Annotated in this window: 17 protein-coding genes; 10 read left to right on the plus strand and 7 right to left on the minus strand. The window is 46.5% G+C overall.

Annotated elements, in window-relative coordinates:
• Positions 1 to 7: 7 nt before the first annotated feature.
• Together NL646_RS10160 and malT are read right to left on the minus strand one after the other, a co-directional pair.
• Complete coding sequence (locus NL646_RS10160; protein WP_253664178.1) at positions 8 to 925, minus strand: DUF368 domain-containing protein; 918 nt, start codon at positions 923 to 925, stop codon at positions 8 to 10.
• Positions 926 to 1,515: 590 nt separating this feature from the next.
• Positions 1,516 to 4,224, minus strand: a complete 2,709-nt coding sequence (gene malT, locus NL646_RS10165; protein WP_005480178.1) for an HTH-type transcriptional regulator MalT — start codon at positions 4,222 to 4,224, stop codon at positions 1,516 to 1,518.
• A 753-nt stretch (positions 4,225 to 4,977) separates the two neighbouring features.
• Between malT and NL646_RS10170 the strand changes: the two genes are divergently transcribed.
• From NL646_RS10170 to NL646_RS10190, 5 genes are all read left to right on the plus strand, one after another.
• Positions 4,978 to 7,431 carry a glycogen/starch/alpha-glucan phosphorylase gene (locus tag NL646_RS10170; protein ID WP_140052416.1) on the plus strand — a complete coding sequence of 818 codons (2,454 nt, stop codon included), beginning with the start codon at positions 4,978 to 4,980 and terminating at the stop codon, positions 7,429 to 7,431.
• 117 nt (positions 7,432 to 7,548) lie between these two features.
• Positions 7,549 to 9,729: a 4-alpha-glucanotransferase gene (malQ, locus tag NL646_RS10175; RefSeq protein WP_005480181.1), complete on the plus strand. Its 2,181-nt coding sequence runs from the start codon at positions 7,549 to 7,551 to the stop codon at positions 9,727 to 9,729.
• A 213-nt stretch (positions 9,730 to 9,942) separates the two neighbouring features.
• Positions 9,943 to 12,192 carry a 1,4-alpha-glucan branching protein GlgB gene (gene glgB, locus NL646_RS10180; protein WP_031791469.1) on the plus strand — a complete coding sequence of 750 codons (2,250 nt, stop codon included), beginning with the start codon at positions 9,943 to 9,945 and terminating at the stop codon, positions 12,190 to 12,192.
• A 151-nt stretch (positions 12,193 to 12,343) separates the two neighbouring features.
• Complete coding sequence (mtgA, locus tag NL646_RS10185; protein ID WP_140343613.1) at positions 12,344 to 13,021, plus strand: monofunctional biosynthetic peptidoglycan transglycosylase; 678 nt, start codon at positions 12,344 to 12,346, stop codon at positions 13,019 to 13,021.
• A 180-nt stretch (positions 13,022 to 13,201) separates the two neighbouring features.
• A complete protein-coding gene (locus NL646_RS10190) occupies positions 13,202 to 15,262 on the plus strand; it encodes an alpha-amylase (RefSeq protein ID WP_140343612.1) in 2,061 nt (686 codons plus the stop codon).
• A gap of 67 nt (positions 15,263 to 15,329) precedes the next feature.
• Here the strand turns inward: NL646_RS10190 and NL646_RS10195 are convergent, their stop codons facing one another.
• A complete protein-coding gene (locus NL646_RS10195; protein ID WP_005499951.1) occupies positions 15,330 to 16,046 on the minus strand; it encodes a DsbA family protein in 717 nt (238 codons plus the stop codon).
• Between the two features lie 96 nt (positions 16,047 to 16,142).
• Positions 16,143 to 16,430: a hypothetical protein gene (locus tag NL646_RS23435; RefSeq protein ID WP_005484669.1), complete on the minus strand. Its 288-nt coding sequence runs from the start codon at positions 16,428 to 16,430 to the stop codon at positions 16,143 to 16,145.
• Positions 16,431 to 16,878: 448 nt separating this feature from the next.
• Here NL646_RS23435 and NL646_RS10205 point away from each other — a divergent pair, with 448 nt between their 5' ends.
• From NL646_RS10205 to NL646_RS10220, 4 genes are all read left to right on the plus strand, one after another.
• Entirely contained in the window at positions 16,879 to 17,616 is a 738-nt protein-coding gene (locus NL646_RS10205; RefSeq protein ID WP_005458324.1) for a nucleoside recognition domain-containing protein, read from the plus strand.
• Positions 17,616 to 18,083 (plus strand): YjiG family protein, encoded by a 468-nt coding sequence (locus tag NL646_RS10210; protein WP_005458317.1) that lies wholly within the window; start codon positions 17,616 to 17,618, stop codon positions 18,081 to 18,083. Before NL646_RS10205 ends, NL646_RS10210 begins: the two co-directional genes overlap by 1 nt.
• Before the next feature lie 9 nt (positions 18,084 to 18,092).
• On the plus strand, positions 18,093 to 19,217 hold the full coding sequence (locus tag NL646_RS10215) for a M20 family metallopeptidase (protein WP_253664179.1): 1,125 nt from the start codon (positions 18,093 to 18,095) through the stop codon (positions 19,215 to 19,217).
• A 171-nt stretch (positions 19,218 to 19,388) separates the two neighbouring features.
• The gene (locus tag NL646_RS10220; RefSeq protein WP_253664180.1) at positions 19,389 to 19,763 is read left to right on the plus strand and encodes a YkvA family protein; all 375 of its coding nucleotides are present in this window, start codon (positions 19,389 to 19,391) and stop codon (positions 19,761 to 19,763) included.
• A 104-nt stretch (positions 19,764 to 19,867) separates the two neighbouring features.
• On the opposite strand, the gene NL646_RS10225 is transcribed toward NL646_RS10220, so the two are convergent.
• The 3 genes from NL646_RS10225 to NL646_RS10235 form a co-directional block, all read right to left on the minus strand.
• A complete protein-coding gene (locus NL646_RS10225) occupies positions 19,868 to 21,172 on the minus strand; it encodes a dicarboxylate/amino acid:cation symporter (RefSeq protein ID WP_005458380.1) in 1,305 nt (434 codons plus the stop codon).
• A gap of 401 nt (positions 21,173 to 21,573) precedes the next feature.
• Positions 21,574 to 22,845 carry a DUF1835 domain-containing protein gene (locus tag NL646_RS10230; protein ID WP_140096188.1) on the minus strand — a complete coding sequence of 424 codons (1,272 nt, stop codon included), beginning with the start codon at positions 22,843 to 22,845 and terminating at the stop codon, positions 21,574 to 21,576.
• A gap of 280 nt (positions 22,846 to 23,125) precedes the next feature.
• Complete coding sequence (locus NL646_RS10235) at positions 23,126 to 24,016, minus strand: LysR family transcriptional regulator (protein WP_053316133.1); 891 nt, start codon at positions 24,014 to 24,016, stop codon at positions 23,126 to 23,128.
• Positions 24,017 to 24,126: 110 nt separating this feature from the next.
• Between NL646_RS10235 and NL646_RS10240 the strand changes: the two genes are divergently transcribed.
• Positions 24,127 to 24,435 carry a monooxygenase gene (locus NL646_RS10240; protein WP_140323836.1) on the plus strand — a complete coding sequence of 103 codons (309 nt, stop codon included), beginning with the start codon at positions 24,127 to 24,129 and terminating at the stop codon, positions 24,433 to 24,435.

The following is a 24,435-nucleotide window of genomic DNA, read 5'->3' on the forward strand; positions in this document are numbered from 1 at the left end:
GCGCGGTTTATTTGTCAGAGTCTGCGAACTTTTCGAGACCTAAAACCAACGCAATAGCAGCCAGCATCATTACGACCGCAATCACTAGCTGCGATGGTTGAGAGGTAATGTGTTCAAATTCAAATGGAGACAAGTTGTGTTGTAGTAACGGTACTTGTTCGCCTTTCGAGTTCGTACGCCATGTTAAGGTTTCTTTCCAAGGCCAGATTTTAGGTAGTGTACCGATCATCAAACCAGTTAAGAACATCAGCGTGAAGTCGCGGAACTTGCGTAGTAACCACGAGAGCAGATGAGAGAAAGAAAGTAGGCCAATCACGCAGCCCGATAAAAACAGCGCCAACGTATCCACTTGGAAGCCTTTTACGGCCGCAAGTACCGGAGTATACATACCGATCAGTAGCAGGATGAAGCTGCCTGAGATACCAGGGAGGATCATCGCACAAATTGCGACCGCACCTGCAATCAGCGTATTAATAGCGGTAGGTTCAAGATGCAGTGGTTTCAGCACCGTAATGCTATACGCAAAGCCGACGCCCAGTAGAAGAGTCACGAAACGAATCGCATCGCGTTTCTCTACCTGACGGAGGATGTGATACACAGAGACCAAAATGAGGCCGAAGAAGAACGACCAAATAGGGATCGGATGAGTGTCTAGCAGCCATGTGATCAACTTCGCTAAGGTTGCAATGCTCGACAAGATGCCAGCAAACAGAGCAATAAGGAAAAAGCCATTAATATGATTGAATGCGGCTTTAAAACCGTCTTTTCGCCAGATAGAGAAAAGAGACGGGTTAATACGACGAATGCTTTCAAGCAGTGTATCGTAAATGCCAGTTATGAATGCGATAGTACCGCCCGACACGCCAGGGACAACGTCGGCTGCACCCATGGCTATTCCTTTGAAGAAAGTAATTAGATAGTTCATTTCTTTAGTGCTAAGTCATGTAGTTGGCACAGAGTATACAAAGATTGTTGCGAAAAAAGTATGAAATAGTGTCGTAGTTAATATTTGAGTGGTTGCTTATGAATCAATCCCAGGAAAAGGCGAGAACAGCGAACTTTCAACTCGTTAACATTTTATTTTCATTTACATTTTGACTAACTCAATTGTTAATAAATTACCTAAATTGCATTTTGAAATTGCATAATGCAATTATTTTTTGTTTTTTGCAAAAATTTATATAGGCAATATCAGTTTATATGAGATCTTGTGCCCAAAAATAAAGCTTTGAAAATTGGCATGATTAATGCATAATACTTCTCGACCCTTCTTAAGCCGAGGGTCACCTAGCCAACTGACGTTGTTAGTGAATATAGATTGTTCACAATAAATATGAGCCAATCGCGATTATTGCGGTTGGCTATTTTTTTGCCTGTCGTATATGAACAACGTTACTTACGTGCTTTGCAAATTGCACTTCCCTCACTGGCGGCTTATAAAAAAGGGCTGACGCATAACGCCAACCCATTTTTGTTTTCAATTAAAAGCCCACTTCTTTACTAAGGTTATTTGATTTAGTAACCCATCAATTGTAGTAAATTCTCCGCAGTTACAATGGCTTCTTTACGATTCGCGATGTTGAGCTTTTGATACAAGTTGCGAATGTGGGTTTTGATTGTCGTACCTGCCACATCCAATTCTTGTGCGATTTGCTCGTTACTAAAGCCAGAATAAATCAAACCTAGAACCTGCCATTCGCGCTGTGTTAACGGGCTCGTGCGTACAAGCTCCGGCACATTCGGGTGATTTACCAACTTTTCAATAAAGTCTTCATCAAAGTGGATCGAGCGGCTGCGTTGATTCGATGAAATGTCTTTCATTAGCTGTTGAGCGCGGTGACGTTCTAGATCGCCCAGCTCATGACGCAGGCTGAGTTTCTCTAGCAGGCCACCAATCGTAGCGCCATCAATTAGGAAGTTTCCGACCATACCGGTTTGGTTCGTCATTACTAGCGCTTCTTTTAGCAGCGCTTTGGCTTGCTCTTCGTCTTTTTGGCGTGCGGCCAAGACTGCTTCAACAACGAGGTTGCGATTGGTATCGGTAATGAGGTTGGTACGGCGCGCTTCACTTTGCAGGAAGTTTAGCGCTTGGCGTGCTTCCTCATACTGACCCAAATTGATGTGTGCACGCACTATATTGCGCCATTGCAGTTGCAAGAAGTGGTTACATGCCGATTCTGGACGAACCGCTGTATTCAACCATTCTTGCATGGCTTCTGTATTGCCACGCGCTTGCCAGAATAAGATCAGCGATAAAGAGGCGTTGGCGGTCCAATCTACGTGGTACGTAGACTGCTTCATTAAATGTTGAATGTGCTCGATGAATTTACCGGCTTTGTCTAGCTCGCCACGGCCAATCGCAATGCGCGCCAACATTGAGTAGCTATGTAAGTGCTTACTTGGCGAATGGTTTTCGAGAATTTGTAGGCCTCGGTACGCACACTCTTCGGCTTCATCTAGGCGGTTCCAGCACCATAAAACTTGCGCGCGGATACGCAATAAAAACTCGTGCAGAGGAACGTGCTGTAATTGCTGATCTTCAATCAGACGGAAGCCCGAATCTTGCAGCTCAAAGGCCGCTTGCACGTACCCTTGAGCAATCAATATTTCGCTTTGTTGTAAAATCGCCCACAGTGCTTGATGGTAAACCTGATACTGGCGCGCCAATTTTTCGGTTTGCTGCATCATTGGCAACGCGCGGTCGAGTTTACCCAGCACGTGGTTCACTTCGCCTACGACTGAGGTCGCGACAATTCGGCTACGGTAAATAGTGTTGTCTAGTTGGCTGAGAGCCAGCTCCGCAAGTTCAAGCGCTTTCTCGGGTTGGTTGCTGTTAATCGCGACCTGAGCAAGCAGCGCGTTGGCTTGGCCTTGGTAATGGATATCTAGCTCGATGTTGCGCTTTTTATGCTCTTCTTCGGCTTCTTCAAGCAATTGGCCAACTTGATTGTATCGGTGTTGGCTCTGCGCTAACCATGCACGTAACATCGTCAATTTAGGGTGACTAAATAGCAGCTCTGCATCCAGCTTATTGATGGCATGCTCGAGTGTGCTTAGTTCACCTTGGTTGAACATCTTCCAACCGAATTCATTCAAAATCTCAACGACTAAGTCTTTATCGTTGGACTTTTGCGCGTGATGAATGGCTTGGTGTGGCGATTTTTGTTGTAACCAAGCGACAGCAGCATTGCGGTGAAGATCTTTTTCTTGTTGAGGAATACGTGCTTGACGCTCGTGAGACAAGAACTCGCCAAACAAGTTGTGGAAGCGGAACCAGTTATGCTCGCCTTCAAGTGGGTAAATGAACAAGCCATAACGGTTAAGCGATTCAATCAGACCCAGCGCGTCTTCGCGTTGGGTGAGGGCAAATACCAACTCATCGTTAAAGTGATCCAGCACAGAAACTTGCATCAAGAAGTGACGAGTTTCGTGATCGAGCAGGTCGAATACTTCTTCGACTAGGTAATCCCACAAATGCGCGTGATTGAACTGCGATACCGACTCGACGGTTTGCGCCAATGTGCGGTTTTGATGTTGGGCTTGCAGCGCGATCAACTGCATGGCAGATGGCCAACCTTCCACGTAGGTTCTTAGGCTGTTCGCCATGTCTTCATCAATGCCATCGGCAATGCGTTGGTTAAAGAAGCGGGTGGTTTCTTCAGTATCAAACGCCAACATTTCGTTGCCGATTTCGATCATTAAATCGCGCACACGCAAGTTAGCAGTGCCCAGAGGTGGCGCTGCACGGCTGGTGACGACAACCGTTAAGTTGTCTGGCATGTGCTTGAGGAAGAAACGCATGGATTCATGAATTTCATCGTTGGTGATCAAATGGTAGTCGTCGAGTACCACGTAGCACTCTTGATGAAAATCTGCCATTTCGGCAAATACTTCGCTGAACAGGGAACGTAAAGAGGAAATCTGGCGCTTTTCGGCCAGCTTTTGCGCATTCGAGCAGCTGAAGTTGGTCGCTTTGTTCAGCGCTTGGAGTAAATAGTTGACGAAACGAAAGCCATCATTGTCACTGTCGTCAATGCTGTACCAACCGACGTTTGGCTTATCGGATAGCCACTGAGCGGCCATCGTTGTTTTTCCGTAACCTGCTGGAGAACGGAACAAAACCAATTTGTAGTAAGGCGCTTGTTGTAGTAAGTCCAACACTCGTGGGCGCACAATGGCATTGTGTAGTCGGCCGGGACGAGTAAGTTTAGATGGAATCCACATTAGTAATTATGTCCTTATTTATGATACCCAAGTGACTTCAACGCACTGTTTTTAACAAGAGACCCTCTCGAAGTCTTCCTCTCGTCCAGCGACACCGTTAAACAACCATCAATGTTTCGGCGATTAAGCGTGATTTTCACTTTGCACTGCCCTGTCTTGGGTTTGGCAATATCCACACAAAATGCCATCTCCCGAGGTCACTTAGGTATAAAAGCTAGCAAAACTAGAAATGACTCACACCGCATAATTCTAGCTTGTATAAAAATTGCTCAATCTTGTGAGCCGAGAGGGATGGTACGACATCAGAAATGCTCGTTACTTTGATCCACTTCCTAATTCTCAAGAGTTGATGGATTTGGCATCAACTACGCCCTTATTTTGTGATTTTTGTCACTTAAATGTCTTTGGTGTTGGTGCTATTAAGATTGTGTTGCACATCTCTTGCGAAAAATTTCTCGATGTTAACGAAGCTAATGTGATCGGTAAGACACTTTTTGCATGATAGGTGAAAAGGGCAATAAAAAGCGTCATGAACAATCTTTAACCTTTCTCATATTTGGTTGTGATCAAAATCACTAAGAATAGGAGCCAAGGACGTCGTGTTGAGATTTGGATCACTAACTTCCTTATGGTCCCCCCTCTACGCCCTCACCCCTCCTCCTGCAAAGGAGGAGAATTAGGAGGATGTTTATTCACAGAGGTAAATGCACGATGTATGGCAGATGAATTACTAAAAGACGTGAGAATTTCGTAATGAAACCTACTCAACAGAAACAATTTGACAAGAAGTCCTTCCAAGACAGCGTTAAGAAACACCTTTCAGTAACTTACGCTCACACGGTTGAAAATGCAGACAGCCGCGCATGGTACCTAGCAATGGGTCGCGCACTGGCTGAGTTCACTACTTTTGATTTGCTTGCTACTGAAACCGATCCTCGCATCCAACAAGCGAAGAGCGTTAACTACCTTTCACTAGAATTCCTTATTGGCCGTTTAACGGGCAACAACTTAATCAGCATGGGTCTGTACGAACAAGTAACAGAAGCAATGGCTGAGTTAGGTCATAACCTAACTGACCTTCTAGAAGAAGAGCGCGATCCATCACTTGGTAACGGTGGTCTTGGTCGTCTGGCTGCATGTTTCATGGATTCATGTGCTGCTCAAGAGTTCCCAACAGTGGGCTACGGCCTTCACTACGAATACGGCCTGTTTAAGCAGTCGTTCAAAGACGGTCGCCAACAAGAAGCACCAGACGCATGGCGTGGTGTGGAAGGCTACCCTTGGGAAGTGGCTCGTCCTGAGCTGGCGCAAGAAATCGGTTTTTACGGTCACGTTGAAGTTGTTAATGTAGACGGTAAAGAAGTTCGCAAATGGGTTCCAGGTATGTCTGTAAAAGCAATGCCTTGGGATCTGCCTATCGTAGGTTACGAATCAGACACAGTTTACCCGCTACGTCTTTGGGAATGTCAGGCGATTGCACCATTCTCACTAGCAAGCTTTAACAACGGTGATTACTTCGAAGCGCAACACGCACTGATCGACGCAGGTAACATCACTAAAGTGCTTTACCCGAACGACAACCACGAGAAAGGTAAAACACTGCGTCTAATGCAACAGTACTTCCACTCAGCAGCGTCTGTACGCGACATCCTACGTCGCCATGAAGCAGCAGGCTACTCGCTAGCGGATCTACCTAAGCAAGAGACTATCCAGCTTAACGATACGCACCCAACGATTGCGATTCCTGAACTAATGCGCATCCTGATGGACGAAAAAGGTCTAACTTGGGAAGCGGCTTGGGAAATCAGCTCTAAGACATTCGCGTATACCAACCATACGCTACTTCCTGAAGCACTAGAGACATGGCCAGAGTCGCTAATTCAGCACCTACTACCACGTCACATGGAGATCATTTACGAGATCAACCATCGCTTCCTACAAGACGTACGTGCAATGTGGCCGGGTGATGTTGCGAAACAACAGAAGCTTTCTATCATCGAAGAAGGTTTCCACCGCATGGTTCGCATGGCAAACCTATGTGTAATCGGCTCTTACGCAGTAAACGGCGTGGCGGCACTTCACTCTGAATTGGTTAAGAAAGACCTATTCCCAGAGTTCCATGAAATGTACCCAACACGTCTACACAACGTAACAAACGGCATCACGCCACGTCGTTGGTTGAAATTCTGTAACCCAGGTCTGTCTCAGCTTATTACTGAGAAAGTAGGCGCAGAATGGCCAGCGAAACTTGAGCAGCTAGAAGGCATTGCTAAGTACGCGACTGACGCGAAATTCCAAAAAGAATTCATGGCAGTGAAGAAAGAGAACAAAGAACGCCTAGCAACTTGGGTGAAAGAGAACATGGGTATTGAGCTCGATACTAATGCTATCTTCGATGTTCAAATCAAGCGTCTGCACGAGTACAAACGTCAGCATCTAGATTTGTTACACGTACTGTCTTTGTACCACCGTATTCTTAACGAACCAGGTTTTGAGTGCACGCCACGCGTAGTGTTCTTCGCAGCGAAAGCCGCACCGGGTTACCACCTAGCGAAAGAAATCATCTTCGCAATCAACAAGATTGCAGACAAGGTGAACAACGACCCTCGCATCGGTAACAAGCTGAAAGTGGTATTCATTCCTGACTACCGCGTGAGCATGGCTGAAATCATCATCCCTGCGGCTGACGTTTCTCAACAAATCTCGTTAGCGGGTAAAGAAGCATCAGGTACGGGTAACATGAAGATGGCGCTAAACGGTGCCCTAACTATCGGTACGATGGATGGTGCGAACGTTGAAATTCGTGAAGAAGTGGGCGATGAAAACATCTACATCTTCGGTCTAGACGTTGAAGGTGTGAAAGCACTGAAAGCTCAAGGTTATAACCCATTTGACTACTACAACGCGGATCACCTACTCAAAGCGTCCATGGACCTACTACTGGGTGAAGAATTCACTCCAGGTCAACCGGGCCTACTACGTGCAACGTACGATAGCCTACTGGATGGCGGTGACCCATACCTATGTCTTGCGGACTTCGCATCGTATGTGAAAGCGCACGAAGAGATGGGCAAACAATATAAAGACCAAGCTGGCTGGGCGAAGAAAGCCATTCTTAATACCGCCCTTGTTGGTAAGTTCACCTCAGACCGCTCAATTCGCGACTACGTGAACAATATCTGGAAACTAGAAGCGGTTCACCGTTAATAGAACAGAGTTAAGACCAAGGTAGCCAAGCGCTACCTTTGGTCATTTGCAAACTTACGTTATTGATAACAATAAAACCCTACATGGAAGGTGTTGGTATTACCTTCGGAGAAAGCGATGAAAGAACAAACAGCATTAAAGAAAGTCGCGGAAATGGCGAGATTGGCTGATAGCTATGTCAGCGCGTGGGGAGACGAGGCAAAAGTTTCTGACGAGACTCTACGCCGCTTGCTCACTTCACTAGGCTACGATACTAGCAGCGATGAAAAACTATTGGCTTCTGCTGAAAAGAAACATAAGAAAGACGTACTAGCCCCTGTTCTTGTTTTACGCGACGGCGAACCAGTCGAAGTGGAACTAAACCTAGGTACGAGTGCTCGTGAGAGTGAATTCAGCTGGCGTTTAGAAACAGAACAAGGAGAGGTACTTGAAGGCTATCTTCAGTCTCAAATTGTTCGTGATGAGCGTGCTGAGGGTGGCCCTCTAGTGTTTGCATTGCCAAAGAACTTGGCATGGGGTTACCACAAACTGATCATCAGTCGCAAGCGTCGTAAAACGCCTTACGAGATGTCATTGATCATCACACCGAAAGCGTGTTTCAAACAAGAAGACCTAAACCAACACAAAAAACTGTGGGGTCCAAGCATTCAGCTTTACACACTGCGTACTCAGCATAACTGGGGCATCGGTGATTTTGGTGACCTAAAACAGTTGGTGAGTGACATTGCCTCTCGTGGTGGTGACTTCATTGGCTTGAACCCAATTCACTCACTTTTCCCAGCAAACCCAGAAGGTGCGAGCCCATACAGCCCGTCTTCTCGTCGCTGGCTGAACATCATGTACATCGACGTAAGCTCTGTACCTGAGTTTGCACTAAGTGCAGAAGCACAACAGCGAGTGGGCAGCGCAGAGTTCCAACAACGTCTACAAAAAGCGCGTGACTCACATTGGGTGAACTACACCGAAGTTTCTCAACTAAAAATGAGCGTATTGCCGCTGCTGTTTAGTGAGTTCAAGGCTCGTCATCTCGATAAAAACACGGACCGCGCTCGCGCATTCTTAGATTTCGTAGAGAAGGGCGGCGAAAGTTTATTGCACCAAGCGGCATTTGATGCGCTTCACGCAGATTTGCACGCTGAAGATTCTGGCGTTTGGGGTTGGCCTGTATTCCCTGAGAAATACCGCACATTCGACGCGGCTGGCACTCAGAAATACATCAAAGACAACCAAGATCGCGTTCACTTGTACATGTACCTACAATGGATCGCAGACGATCAAATCAAAGAAGCGCAAGCCCTAGCTGAAGAAAAAGGCATGGCTGTGGGTCTGTACCGCGACCTTGCTGTAGGTGTTGCAGATTCTGGCAGTGAAACATGGGCGGATGAAGGCAACCTAGTGCTGGATGCAAGCATCGGTGCGCCACCAGATATTCTTGGCCCTCTAGGTCAAAACTGGGGTCTGCCACCGCTTAACCCTCAAGTGTTGGAAGCGACAGGCTACGATGCGTATATCAAGTTGCTACGTGCCAACATGAAGCATTGTGGCGCACTGCGTATCGACCACGTACTTGGCCTATTGCGTCTATGGTGGATTCCAAAAGGCGAGAAGGCGACAGAAGGCGCGTACTTGTACTACCCAGTGGAAGACATGCTCGCAATCCTAGCGCTTGAGTCGCACCGTCATCAGTGCTCTGTGATTGGTGAAGACTTAGGTACTGTACCAGATGAAATCGTGGATATCCTACGTGATGCGGGCGTGCATTCGTACAAAGTCTTCTTCTTCGAAACCTCAAAAGAGGACGGCGGCTTTATTTCTCCGAAGCATTACGCAGAGCAGTCTATGGCGGCATTGTGTACGCACGACATGCCAACCCTACGCGGTTTCTGGCACTGTGATGACTTGAAAATGGGTCGTGAGATTGGTCTGTACCCAGATGAAAAACAGTTGGAAGGCTTATTCGCTGACCGTTTGAAGTGCAAACAAGGCATCCTAGACAGCGTTCGTTGGCACGGTTACTTGCCAGAAGGCATTGGCCATGATGCGCAGTTCGTACCAATGGATTCATACCTAAGCGAAGCGCTTCAATTGCACGTTGCTGCGGGTGATTCTGCACTGCTTAGCGTTCAGCTTGAAGACTGGTTAGAAATGGATCAACCGGTCAACATTCCTGGCACGGTTGATGAGTATCCAAACTGGCGTCGTAAGCTGTCGATGAACCTAGATGAAATCTTCAGTCGTGAAGACGTGAATCGCATTTCTAAACGCCTTACAGAAGTTCGCGCACAGGCGAGCAAATAAGATGCGTAGAGTGACGTAGATGAATGAGCGGATTACTAATTTTGTTAGCTCAGAGGTACGAAAGTTCCGTCTAGGTCACTCATTCAACCCACACAATCCGTTAGGATGAAGTACCGTTATTATGCCCGCGACAATAGCGGGCATTTTTGTATTTTGACGCCGTTTACGCGACGAACGTGAGAAGCGGAGTCTTTTGTGAGTTCACAACGTTGGCTGTGGAGAAACCAACATTCGGTTCAAACGAATATTGGCTCTAGGGAGAAAGATTTGAAAATCACCAAAACAAAGAAAATAAAGAAAAAACACGAACGCGCGTACGAACTGCTTGCTGAGGCGGCTTACTCAGATCCATTTGCGGCGTTGGGCCCATTCATTGATGACGGCGAAGGTTCGCTGCGAGTGTGGATGCCGGGCGCAAACAAGGTTGAACTGCTTGTTAATGGTGAACCTCGCGTGGCGCTTGAACGCGATGGCGACAGCGGTTTTATCTTAAAAGAGCAACGCGATTTACACCTGACCCACTACCGTTTAGCGGTCGATTGGAATGGTGTTGAACAAATTATTGATGACCCGTACCAGTACCACAATATCTACCAAGAGTACGAGCATCTGCATACACCAAAAGACATGTATCACTACATGGGCGCGCACTTTGTCACGCTAGAACGTGGCGGTGAAAACATTTCCGGTGTTCGTTTCCTTGTCTACGCTCCGCATGCATCGGCTGTTAGCCTTGTGGGTTGCTTCAACCAATGGGATGGTCGTCGTCACCCAATGCAACGTTTAGATTATGGCATTTGGGGTTTGTTCATTCCTGGCTTAGAAGAAGGCGTTCAGTACAAATTTGAGCTCAAAGGGCCAAATGGGGAAGGGCTGCCACACAAACAAGACCCTTGGGGTTTCTACTCTGAGCAATACCCATCGTTCGCATCCATTACTTACGATCACAAGCGTTACCAATGGCAAGATGCGAAATGGCAAAACCGCGCAGTGACACAAAAGCGTGATGAAGCGTTATCGTTTTATGAGCTGCATGCTGGATCATGGAAGCGCGACGAGAACGGTGATTTCCTCAACTACCGCGAACTCGCGGAGCAGTTGGTGCCATACCTTGTGGATATGGGCTACACCCACGTTGAGCTGATGCCTGTGTCTGAGCATCCATTCTATGGTTCATGGGGCTATCAACCCGTTGGCTTATTTGCGCCAACTAGCCGTTACGGCTCTCCGGATGATTTCAAATTCTTCGTGGATGCGTGTCACCAAGCTGGTATCGGTGTGGTGCTGGATTGGGTTCCGGCACATTTCCCATCGGATGACCACGGTTTAGCAAACTTTGACGGCACACCGTTGTTCCACGACCCGGACCCACGTCGCGGTTGGCACCAAGATTGGAACTCATACATCTACGATCTCGGTCGTGAACATGTGCGTCGCTTCCTTGTATCAAATGCGCTGTACTGGTTTGAACAATTCCATATTGATGGCATTCGCGTGGACGCAGTCGCATCGATGCTTTACCTCGACTACTCACGTAGCCACGATCAGTGGGTACCAAACGTCGATGGTGGCAACGAAAACTACGACGCAATCGCAACCTTAAAATGGATGAACGAAGAAGTGTACAAGCACTTCCCGAATGCGATGACGATTGCGGAAGAGTCAACGGCGTTTCCGGGGGTGTCTGCGCCAACCTTTATGGGTGGTTTAGGTTTTGGCTTCAAGTGGAATATGGGGTGGATGCACGACAGTCTTTCATACATCAAAGAAGATCCTGTTCACCGCAAATACCACCACAATACCATCACATTCCCGCTGGTTTATGCGCACAGCGAGAACTACGTCTTGTCTCTCTCTCACGATGAGGTGGTGTACGGCAAAGGCTCTATCCATAACAAGATGCCGGGTGATGAATGGCAGCAAACTGCAAACCTACGTGCATACTACGGTTACATGTATGGTCAACCGGGCAAAAAGCTGAACTTCATGGGCGCGGAAATCGGCCAAACGGCGGAGTGGAACCACGATGATCAGTTGCAATGGTTCTTGCTGGAATATGAGCGTCATCAAGGCGTGCAAAAGCTGATGCGCGATTTGAACCACTTGTACCGAAATGAAGCGGCGATGCACGATCAAGATTGTGTTCCTGCTGGTTTTGAGTGGCGTCTACAAGACGAAGCGGATGCGAGTATCCTAGCGCACGAGCGTATCAGTAAAGAAGGTGAGCGTATTCTCATCATCACCAACTTTACGCCCGTACCACACGAGCGTTTTCGTTTAGGCGTTCCAAATGCAGGTCAATACGAACTGCTGCTGAACACGGACGACAGCAAATACGGCGGCAGCGATTTTAAAGTGCTGACCAGTGTGAAAACGGAAAAAGTCGAAAGTGAATCACTGCCTCAATCACTTGAGCTTCGTTTACCACCACTTTCAACCGTGTTCTACAAGCTGAATAAATAATTCAGTCTAATCAAATTCTAAGCCCGTTTTACAATGTAAATCGGGCTTTTTTTGACCTATTTTTTACCTCGAAAACTTGTTGTTCCTGATTGAATCAGGCAAGCTCGCTGGTTTGTTTATCATCAATCGCTAATACATTGGGGAACCACACATGTTGAAAAGGCTTAAGTCATTTCTGTTTAAAATGGTGTTGATATTACTGATTGCCCCAATCGTTTTGGTTGGTGTGGTGAAATATGTCGATCCACCAATATGGGGATGGAAGTTAAGCCGCATTGTTGCGCCACCAAAGAACTATCCAGACAGCAGCCAACATGAATGGGTATCCTTGTCGCGTATCTCAAAAAATATGCAGTTAGCGGTGATTGCGACCGAAGACCAAAAATTCCCTCATCATTATGGTGTCGATTTCGAGTCGCTATTCGACGTGATTTCCGAGGCTGGTGATAATGGTCCGTCGAGAGGCGCGAGCACTATTACCCAACAAGCCGCGAAAAATGTGTTTTTGTTTCCTTCTCACTCCTACGTTCGCAAGGCTTATGAGCTTTACTTTGCCTTGCTGATGGAGCTGATGTGGAGTAAAGAGCGCATTCTCGAAGTGTATCTAAATGTGGTTGAATTTGGTCCCGGTATTTACGGCGCTGAAGCGGCGGCGCAGAATTATTTTGGTGTCAGTGCAAAGCAACTCTCGAAGTGGCAAGCAGCGCGTTTAGCCGTGGTGTTGCCAAACCCATATCGAATCAAAGTCTATCCACAAAGTGATTACACTGCTCGCCGCACAAGATGGGCGATGAATCAAATGAGCAATCTTGGTAACGTGCAACTTTAACTCCCTCAATCCATTGCGCTTAAATAGAACTACGCCCCTATATCAATAAAATGTGAAGCGTCACGACCTTTGGGGCGTAGGCAGTTAGAATGATGTGTTCAGTTTCTTATCTAGGCACAATTAGTGTGAATAAAACTAATAAATGTGCATGGTTACCATGTGCTACCAATGGACTGAACGATGAAACTGAACCTGATTACCACTACTTTACTGCTTGCGTCGGCAAGTGCCATCGCCGAGCCTAACATCACCATTTCTACCACGACCAACAGCCGTGACTTCCCGCTAAGTGCAGAGCAGCCTTTGGTTGTGCCTCTAACCAAAGACGGATACACGCTTAAAATCACGGGCGTTGAAGGCGACTGCGTTGCACCTGATGGTCAGAAAGTGAAGTTCAATAAACCTATCGCGCTAAATTGTGGCAAGCCGACCGAACTGCCACTCAAAGTTCGCTTTACTGGCGACTATTCCTTCGCTTATGACGATGCGGCTAAGACGTTGTTGTTTAAGCGAGAGCCGAAAAAAGCAGCAAAAACCGAATTTAAACGCCCGATCCCGCAAGTACAATGTGAAGTCTACCAAGGCGGTGAAGTGACGATCGCTGTGGGGGATAGCTTTCCTGAAGGCACCAAGCTACGCGATGCTTATTCAGGTCAAATGGTTGAAGTGAAAGAGCAGAAAGTATCACTGACGCCAAGTAAAGACTCTGGCGGCCTAGTGCTGCTAGAGCCTGTGCAGAAAACCAAAGAAGCGGTGCCATTTGATTACCGAAACGCGAACATTTACTTCGTGATGGTTGACCGTTTCAACAACGCAGACGCAAGTAACGACAACAGTTATGGTCGTAAAAAAGACGGCAAAGATGAAGTTGGCACGTTCCACGGCGGTGACCTTAAAGGCGTAATTCAGAAATTGGATTACATCAAGAGCCTAGGTACAGACGCGATTTGGTTGTCGCCAATCGTTGAACAAGTGCACGGCTTTGTCGGTGGTGGCGATAGTGGCTCATTCCCGTTTTATGCTTACCACGGCTACTGGACGCGCGATTTCACCAAGATTGATGAGAACTTCGGTAACGAAGAAGATTTAAAAACGCTGGTGGAAGAGGCGCACAAGCGTGGCCTCAAAGTCTTGATGGATGCGGTTATCAACCATTCTGGTTACTCAACATTGGCAGATCTACAGTTCGACGGTATCGATGTGTTAAAGCCTAATGCCGAACTGCCCAAGAAATGGGGCGACTGGCAACCAAAAGCAGGCGAAAATTGGCATAGCTACCACCAGAATATTGATTATCAGAGTCCGAACTGGGCGAAGTGGTGGGGCGGCGATTGGGTAAGAACCGGTTTGCCGGGTTACCCAGCTCCTGGCAGTAGCGACATTACGATGTCTCTTGCTGGCTTGCCAGATTTCATCACTGAATCCAATAAAACCGTCACGCCGCCGCAATGGTTGTTGAATAACCCTGGTACTCGCGTTGAGGCGCGTGACAATTACACCGTCTCGGACTACCTAATTGAGTGGCAAACTGATTGGGTGAAACGCTTTGGCATTGATGGTTACCGTGTCGATACGGTGAAGCACGTCGAAGGTGAAGTTTGGAAGCGTCTAAAAGAGGAAGCATCGAACAGCCTAGAACAATGGCGTAAAGAAAATGGCAAATCAGGTCAGCCGTTCTGGATGATGGGCGAAGTCTGGGGACACACCGCGTATCGCAGCCCTTATTTCGATGATGGTTTTGACGCGTTGATCAACTTCGATATGCAGAAGAAGCTAGACAAAGGCGCGGCGTGCTTTAGCCAAATGGCAGACACTTACCAAAGCTATGCGGACACTATCGCGAACGAGAAAGACTTCAACCCAGTCAGTTACATGTCTTCTCACGATACGGAGTTGTTCTTCTCACGTTTTAAAGATTACGGCATGCAACGTAACGCCGCGAACGCATTGCTCCTTAGCCCAGGAGCGGTTCAGGTTTATTATGGCGATGAAGTAGGCCGTAACATTGGCCCTTACGCGGATGATTTCCACCAAGGCACACGTTCAGACATGGTTTGGAAGCTATCTGATGACAAACAAGCTTTGCTGAAACACTGGCAAACCCTTGGTCAGTTCCGTCAAGCACACCCTGCCATTGGCGCAGGTCAGCATCGAGTGATTGAACAGGAAGGCGCGTACGTTTTCTCTCGCTCGCTTGGCAATGACAAAGTCGTCGTGGCGTTTGTAGGGCGTGATAAGTAACTAAACGCTCTTTATGTTGGTAAATATAAAGCCCTTCCTTGAGTTATCAGGGAAGGGCTCTGTTGTTTTAGTTCGCCAGTTCTTGGTCGATGACTTTTTCTAGCTCGTCAAACGGCACATAACCAGGAATGATCTGATCATTAATGATCAACGCGGGCGTGCCGCGTAAACCAAGTTGCGTGAAATACTGATAGTTTTTATCAAGCAGCGCTTTGGTCTCTTTGTCGTCGACAAGCTGCGCTTCTGTCCCCGTTTTCTTCGCGATCTGTTTTAACGAACGTGCATCATGTGCGCCCGGTTTTTTTACCAATAACGCATGCACTTGTTCGTACTTATCTCGCTGGTTTTGCCAAACATTTAATGCGTAACTTGCCGAGTTGTAGCCGTTTTTCTCGTATTGTTCTTTAAAAGAAACATTGAGGTTAAGCACTTTTATCTGCGGATATTCCTTACCAACTTTGACCAGTTCGCCTTCTAAACGTTTACAAAAAGGGCAACTGTAGTCCGTTACGTTAATAATGGTTAACTCAGGGGTTTCAGCACCAAAAGAGGAATGTTTGCCATCATTTAGATAGTGACGAACCTCCTTCAAGGTGTCGCCAAATGACTGTTGATACGCAATGTACTCTTGCAGGTTTTGGTGCAATGAATCAAGAATTTGAGGGTTCTCTTTTAGTATCTGAGTAATTTCCTCTAGCTTTTGTTCTGAGGTCTTTTCTGAGGCGAAAGATACGGCAGGTACGATAGCCATCGTTAACGCCAAAAGTGTACGAGTGAATGTCATAATATTTCCTAAAACTTTTAGATTTCGTTGTTTGTTATGTGAAGTGAATAAAATACGTACAAAAGTCAGGCGAGCGGGTTTCTCGCCTTGCTGGGTTTATTCTCTAAACACGCAAAGTTTTAGGTGAACCCGATACTTTTCCCGTATCGGTTCTGTGTATTCCAGATAACGAATTGCTGTGGATGCCATCGGCAGCGCCACAATCAAAGCAAACAGAAAAAATGGAATAAGAATATGATCAAACTGGTGTTGGTACGCTTGAACCAGCTTCTCTGAAAGGTCGCAAGATGGTGATAAATTCACGCTTTCATTTTGCTGACTCTGTATTTGGTGAGCCTTAGGGCAGCTTTTCGAGAAGCCGGAGTTTTGGCTCAAACATACCATCACCACCCAAAACACGAGGGCGAGTGTCCACTTGGCTATTTTAGGTTGTGAGCGTAACAATGGGCTGCCTAGTCCTGTTGATTCTGGTTTATGCCGTTTGCATATGACCGGACAATCCTAACCTAAATTTCATTATGGAATGTTACTTTCGAGTTAATCGATATCGCCTCAATGCCAAAGTATGAAGTACGTCATGAATGTTGTAGAAAGCAATATTCGTTGAAATCATTGGTCGGATTGATGAAGAAGTCCTGAGGTATCGATATAGATTAATATACCTAATTGTTAGCACAAATTTTTATTATCTTTCAAATGTGATTAAAATCATAAAACAAAACTTCATAACTGAGTCGCCAGAATGTTCGGCAGGCGGATTGATTTTGATCATCTCTCTAGCACATTATTCGGGTGAACATATGTGTCCTGTCCCACATGTGTAGGTAATGTTATGAAAAATCCTGTTCAAACCGAGCGCAAGGTTACGCTGGGGTGCTACGTTGCACTGGCGTTTGCGGTCGTCTTCTTTTCTGGTCTCATGCAATCGAACGAATGGTATGGCGTATTTGATTTCACAACGTTGAATGGCTCTTTTGGCAAGGTGGCTTATGGTGTCACCGAAACGGCTGACGGTGTGCAAGTTGCAACAACGTCGCTTCGTGGTACTGGTGGTAGCGGTGCACGTGACGGTTTCATTTTTGCACTTACTTTGATTCCTACCGTTATGTTCGCACTGGGTATGATCAATGTACTTGAGCACTATGGCGCACTAGAAGCAGCACGCAAACTGTTAACGCCGCTTCTTCGTCCAATTATGGGTATTCCGGGTAACTCTGGTTTGGCTCTTATCGCTTCGCTGCAAAGTACCGACGCGGGCGCGGCGATGACTCGTCAGCTTAAAGATGAAGGCCATCTCACCAAACGCGAAACCGATGTGTTCACTATGTTCCAGTTCACCGCTGGTGCCACTATTGTTAACTTTTTCTCCTCAGGGGCGGTACTGTTTACGTTGACGATGGCGGATGGCTCGCTTGCCGTAACGTCTTCTATTGGTTTGGCGGTTGTGGTGATGTTCTTGTTTAAAATCGTGGGTGCGAACTTATTCCGTATCTACCTAAACATCACAGAAGGTAAAGAAGACAAGCAAGAGAAAAGCAAATCTGAGAACTTAAAAGAGGAGACGGCGTAATGAGTGACGTAAAAGTAAGTAAGCCGATGGTGACGGATATTTTCGTTGAAGGCGCTAAAAAAGGCTGGGTTATTGCGACAACATCAACCGTGCCTAACGTTCTTATGGCGTTTGTCATCATTAAGGCGTTGCAGATCACTGGCGCGTTGGATTTGATGGGCTCGGTGTTTTCTCCAGTAATGGCGGTTTTTGGTTTGCCAGGTGAAGCGGCTGCGGTGCTGATTGGTGCTTGGATGTCGATGGGCGGCGCAGTTGGCGTGGTTATCACATTGTTTGACCAAGGCATCTTGAACGGTACGCACATCGCGATTCTTGCACCTGCAATTTACCTAATGGGCTCACAGGTTCAGTACATGGGTCGAATTATGGGACCTATCGGTACTGAAGGTCGTTACATCCCAATCATGATTGCGATTTCCGTATTGAACGCATTTGGCGCAATGCTAGTCATGAACTTGTTTGTTTAGGGGGCAATCATGCAGTTTTCTCTTAATGAATATCTCGAAGAACTTCGTCCTCTCATCAATGTCGATTGTGGCACGTACACCACTGATGGCATTGAGTTTATCGCTTCTCAATTTGAAGAGAAGTACCAAGCGATGTCTGGTTGGAGCGTAAAACGCATCGACTGTGGCAGAGCGGGCATCGGTCTTGAAGTTCGAAACAAGCCTGAGGCTGAGCAAGTTGACGTGATGCTGATTGGTCACATGGACACAGTGTTCCCTGTCGGTACCGCTGGATTACGTCCTATGTCTCAAGACGCTGACAAAGCGTACGGTCCGGGTGTCTCGGACATGAAATCTGGCTTGCTGAATATTGTGTACGCGATGCGTAACCTCGACCAAGCGGTGTTAGATAAACTGTCGATTTGTATCTGCATGAACCCAGACGAAGAAACCGGATCGTTAGATTCGGTCGACTGGATTCAATCTGTTGCAAAAAACGCGAAAAACGTATTGGTGGCAGAAGCAGCACGCGCAGACGGCGGTTTAGTCAAAGCGCGCAAAGGCATGGCGCGTTACAAAATCACGTTTAACGGCGTGGCGGCCCACGCTGGCAACGAGCCAGAAAATGGCCGCAGTGCAATTACCGAGATGGCGAACTGGATTCTCGCAATCAATGCCATGACGAACTTCGAATCTGGCACCACATTAAACGTGGGTATTGTGTCTGGCGGTAACGGCGCAAACATCGTCCCTGAGCACGCTGAAGCGATCGTGGATGTGCGTTTCTGGAGTAATGAAGAATACGATGATGTCGATAGCAAGCTAAACGGCATGCTGGAAACACCATTCGTTGATGGCGTTAGCATCGAGTTGGTTCGTGAAGCTTACAAACCCTCTATGGTGCCAAGCACGCAAACTGAAAGCTTGATGGCATTAGTTGAAGAAGCAGCAAGTGAACTGGCTATCGACATCAACTGGAAAGAAGTGGGTGGCGGCTCTGATGCAAACAATACGGCAATTCTTGGCGTTCCAACTTTGGATGGTCTAGGACCTATCGGTGCAGGTTTCCACAGTGACCAAGAGTACTTGTTGCTTGAGTCTATCGAGCCACGAATCAAAATGCTGATGCGTGTACTGGAGAAGATTGCTCAATAAGGCATTCTCCTTCTAAAGCTTGGTTCCCAACATCACGATCCCCAGACTTCGGTTTGGGGATTTTTCTATCTGTGTTTTTGTTTCACTTTACTATCATTTCTTGTTATTAATCTTGCGTTCAGGTTCGATTTATTAATATGTTGGCCACAGTCATAAATTTCGGAGGCAACGATGACCACAACAATGTCTGTAAAATCGGCGTCGAAATACGCCAAAGATCAAACGATGCAAGCGCCAGATGAGAAAACCTTCTGGCGAAAAATGAAAGGGTCGGTTAAGAAAGCGGGTGAAGAAATTGCCGTAATGGGCATCAAATCATGGCTCGCGATGACAGATTCCAACACCGCCGTTCGCCATAAGGCGATTTTAGGTGGCGCGTTGGCTTACTTTGTATTACCAACAGATATGGTGCCTGACGTACTAGCAGGCGTCGGCTTTACCGATGACATGGCAGCACTTACGTTAGCCGCTAACTCTGTTGGCAATGCCATCACTAAAGAACACGAAGCACAAGCCAGAGAGAAACTGAATTCGATGGCAGATTAGAAAGAGCATTTCTAGACGCGGAGAAAACAAAAGCCCCGATGTTTCCATCGGGGCTTTCTTTTAGACAGGACTATGTAATTTCAGAATGGTAATCGCAGAACGATTTAGGCGTCAGCGCGTTTAAGATGCACTTCTTCTTCGGCAACGCCTGCCATTGGGTCGTTGAAGCGAGCTTCATCCAATGCACCTTCTGATTTCGCAACGATGACGGTTACTGCACTGTCACCAGTGATGTTTACCGCGGTACGAATCATATCAAGAAGACGGTCAACACCCATGATGAGCGCGATACCTTCAAGCGGCAGACCAACTTGGTTCAGTACCATGGCTAGCATTACTAAGCCAACACCAGGAACACCCGCAGTACCAATAGAGGCAAGTGTTGCGGTCATGATAACCATCATGTAATCGCCCATGCTCAAATCAATATTGAATGCTTGAGCAATAAATGCGGTTGCGACACCTTGCATGATGGCTGTGCCGTCCATATTCACGGTTGCACCTAGAGGAACAGTGAATGATGAAATACGGTTATCTACGCCCATGCGGTGTTTTGCTGTTTCCATTGTCACTGGAATGGTCGCGTTTGATGATGCCGTTGAGAAGGCAAACATGATTGCGTCTTCCATCTTACGTAGGAACGTAATTGGGCTAAGGCCAGTAAAGCCTTTTAGCATTAGACTGTAAGTCACTAGGCCGTGAAGCAATAGTGTGCCCGCTAACACAACAAAGTACTCGGCTAGGTTGACGATGGCACTTAAGCCAAGACCAGTAAACAACTTCGCCATCAAGAAGAACACGCCATATGGAGCTAGGTTCATCAAAATTGCTACAAGCTTCATGATCACTTCGTTTAGATCAGAGAAGAATGCTGCAATTCGTTCACCAGGCTTACCTGCTGCGCTGATCGCGACACCAAACAGAACCGCAAACACGATCACTTGCAGGGTTTTACCTTCTGCCATCGCGCTGATTGGGTTGGTTGGGAACATATCGATGATCACTTGACCCAAAGAAGGCGCCTCTGCCGACTTAAATGAGCTTGCTGCTGTCAGATCAGCGCCAGCTCCCGGTTGGAATAGCGTGCCCATTGTAAGCGCAAGTGTGATAGCGATAGCGGTCGTTGCTATATAGAAAGCAAGGGTTTTACCACCCATGCGACCCAATGTAGAAAGGTCTTTTAGAGAGCTCGTGCCGCAAACCAGTGAAACAAACACTAGTGGTACGACAAGCATTTTTAAGCTGGCGACGAAGATCTGCCCACCAACTTCAAATAATCCATTAACGATGTATGCGTCGACAAATCCGTTGTCGGCAAAAAGTGTGCGAATTGCAAATCCTGTCAAGATACCCGCTACCATACCTAAAATTACTCGGCTGGTGAGCGACATCGGTTTCTTGGTATTCATGAGAACACTCCTTATAGTTATGCACCTTGAGTTCACTTCAAAGCGGCGAGCAGAGTAGCAGTGGAGTGGGAAAATACGAAAGAATAATCCTCTGATTGATTAATAGATGTGAACTTTGTCACTATAAAAAATAGAACTTTAACTAAATTGTAACGAAATGGCTGGTTGAAAACTTCAAGTTTTAACACTTTTATCGAACATACAACCGATAGAAATGAATTCTTACATTTCGGTTAAATAAGGAATGATGTGCATATCTTCGAGGCGGAAACTGATTTTTGCATAAATAGTTACGGTTTATGCAGTGTGAAATAGGGTGATAGGTCGTAATAGGATTTGGATCCAGACGGCGATGCTAATGCTCACTACAGTCAATAGCATCACAGCTCAAGGTTGCGTAATTACGATTTTTTGTAGTGAGATAGTGTGGAGGTGCGTTGGTGATCCCAACGCCAATGATTATGTTCGCTTATTCGCACTCCGCCCACCCAGTAACATTGCTTTGCTCGCTTTTGGCCTGTTAAACACGCTTTGCCAAATTCGGTCAAAGTAACTTTTTGTTCCCACCAATTTTTCTCTACTGAGTCGATAGCGAAAAGCGGCACTTCGGATTGAGTAAGTGGAAACAGTAGGGCGTAAAACATGACATCACCTAAAAAAGGTAGCGGTTCAATTTGCTGATACCGCTTGAACCACTCTGTTACAGAGATGGGTGAACGCTGTGAACTCAATACATTTAAAGCAAGCTGTTGAGTCATGCTCAAACCGCTATTGGTATGAGGCAGTTCTTGCAAGAGACGCCTAAGCACATCGGACATGTTCGGTAAGCAATCCAGTTGATGTTGCTCTATCAAACTGACGATAGCTTTTGGTGAGGAACATGACACTGCTTGCCAACACTGCTTTGCTTGGCTCAATAACTTAGCAGATACGGGTTTACGGTATCGCCAACAAGAACGAATAGCTTCTTCAGGCAACTGCCCAAAGCCGATGAATCGCTCAGTGCCCGGGAACTGGTTCAACTCAATGATCTCTATCACTTTATTCTCTACATTCTCTAACTGTGTTAGAGCACGAATTAGCATCAATTGATCATAGCTGTCATGTTCGACCCAAAAGACGATTCGTTCAAATACATCACTTTGCAACAGATCGATGTTTGATTGTTCCAATGTGACTATATCTTGAACCGAGTCTTCACGCTTCATCACAGGCAGCAGAGTCTCTACGACATATTGGGCACGAATGGCAAGGAAGTTCTGTGGTGTTGCTGGTATGGGGCCAATACAAAGCGGATCGATCAGGGCTAAAAATGTCCCTTCAAATCCGCTGGCTTTAAGTTGTTGTTGAATGTCGTGGCCACAACGAACGTGTAGCGTTTTTACTTTCGCATCTAGGGGCGGTTTTTGTTCTTTGATGGCTCGTTTGTGCGCTTCTAGCTCTTCGACATGAGCTTTTAGTTTACTCCAACTGGATAAGCCCAGTTCTCTTGCGAGTGCATGTTGAACGTCAGCCAATTGAATTGTATTGGGAGTCAATGACTCTGGTTTGGAGTGACATCGCTTAACTAACTCCAACGTAGCGTCATCGTATAGGCGGATAGCTTTGAGCCTTTTTTTAGCAATGGATTTTTGCTGATTGATATTTATCGAGAAGCTATTTGTAGAGTTCATATTTCACCTTTCTTATTTCTTCCACACTCGCCTAAATAGAAGCTAAAAAGAAGGTAAAAACAGATTGTGCCTGCTAAACCAAGCAGGTGAGGATATTGCCGTGAACCGAGTTCTTTCCGCGAGTGTTGGGTGCTTTAGGCATGAGCAGAGTGATAGTAGGTGGTCGCTATCCTCCGTGCAACCTTTTGTGAGAGTGTAGCTTCACAAAATGGCCGTTTCTCTATATTTAGGTAGAATCAATAGGCGATAACACTAGCGATTCAACTCAATACCACTGTAGCTAGGCTCGAGTTTCTACACTTTTGAGTAAAGTACGATAAAGCGCTTGAGTCGCAGGACCGCTTTTGGCTCCTTTGGGCAAAGTGAGGTGCAGCGCAACTTGATATTGATGGGAGTGTTCGATCTCCAATACTTTAATTTTATCGCTCTTGCGGGCTGCAACTAAGTGCGCTGGTAGCCGACAAAATCCAGCGCCTAGCTCTACGGCGTGAAAAGCGTGGTCGAAGTTATCGACGGTAATACGCTGACGTGCGCGTAACCAACCCACATCTCTTTTTGTTTTGTCTGAATCGCCTAAGTCACGGATGACAATTTGGCTGGTGGTTGCAAAATCGTCGATGGAAATATGCGGCTTTTTAGCGAGTGGATGGTGTGCTGCGATTACAGGCAGCATAGTTGTTACGCCAAATGCTTCGGCAGGGTAGTTGGTTATCGGTAAGTTGATGATTGCGATGTCAGCGAGCTCATTTACGACCATTTCGGTTGTTTTGCTCAGTGACGTTTCAACCACTTGAACGGAGGTCGTGTTGTTGTCCTCCAAAAATTGACTGAGTGGTGCATAAAGCCAACAAGGGTCACAAAGATGATCTATTGCGACAGTGATTTGAGATTCCACGCCACTTTTTAACTGCTCGCTGATGACTTCCAGTTCCCGCGCTTGTTCAAGCATGGATTGTGCACGACGCAGTATGGTTTTGCCGTGCTCAGTCAAACCTGCTTTGCGCCCTCGTACTTCGATAAGTTGAATACCAAGTTGGTCTTCTAACTTCCTCACCGAGTAGATCAATGTGGTATGGCTCTTGTTGAGCAGCAAAGCTGCAGATTGAATGCTGCCTTCTTGATCAATCGCTTGTAGCGTTTGCCATTGTTCTAAGGTCGTTTTTAGTCTCATGAGTCAATTTTTTAAACAGTTAATGGCAAAATTATGAACTTTTTTGTCAGTTTTATAAAGGTAATAATCTTGTCATCGAAAGCGAGTCAATTAAGAAGAGGAGACTCAAGATGGCGAAATTATTGCAAGTTGATTTTGAATTTCATGGTCCGTTTGGTGAAGAGATGTCGAATGCTTTGGTCGACTTAGCTAAGTCGATTAACCAAGAGCCGGGCATGATTTGGAAAATTTGGACGGAAAACGAAAAAGACAAACTCGGTGGTGGTATCTATCTTTTTGAAGATGAAGCCACGGCGCAAGCTTATCTCGAAATGCATGCCGCACGCTTACGAAAAATGGGCGTAGTCGAAGTACGAGGTCAAATCTTCGATATCAATGTGCCGTTAACGACGATCAATCAAGGGCCGATTGGAGGATAA

This window comes from Vibrio sp. Y20_XG_PY13 (assembly GCF_024181925.1).
Taxonomy (GTDB): Bacteria; Pseudomonadota; Gammaproteobacteria; order Enterobacterales; family Vibrionaceae; genus Vibrio; species Vibrio parahaemolyticus.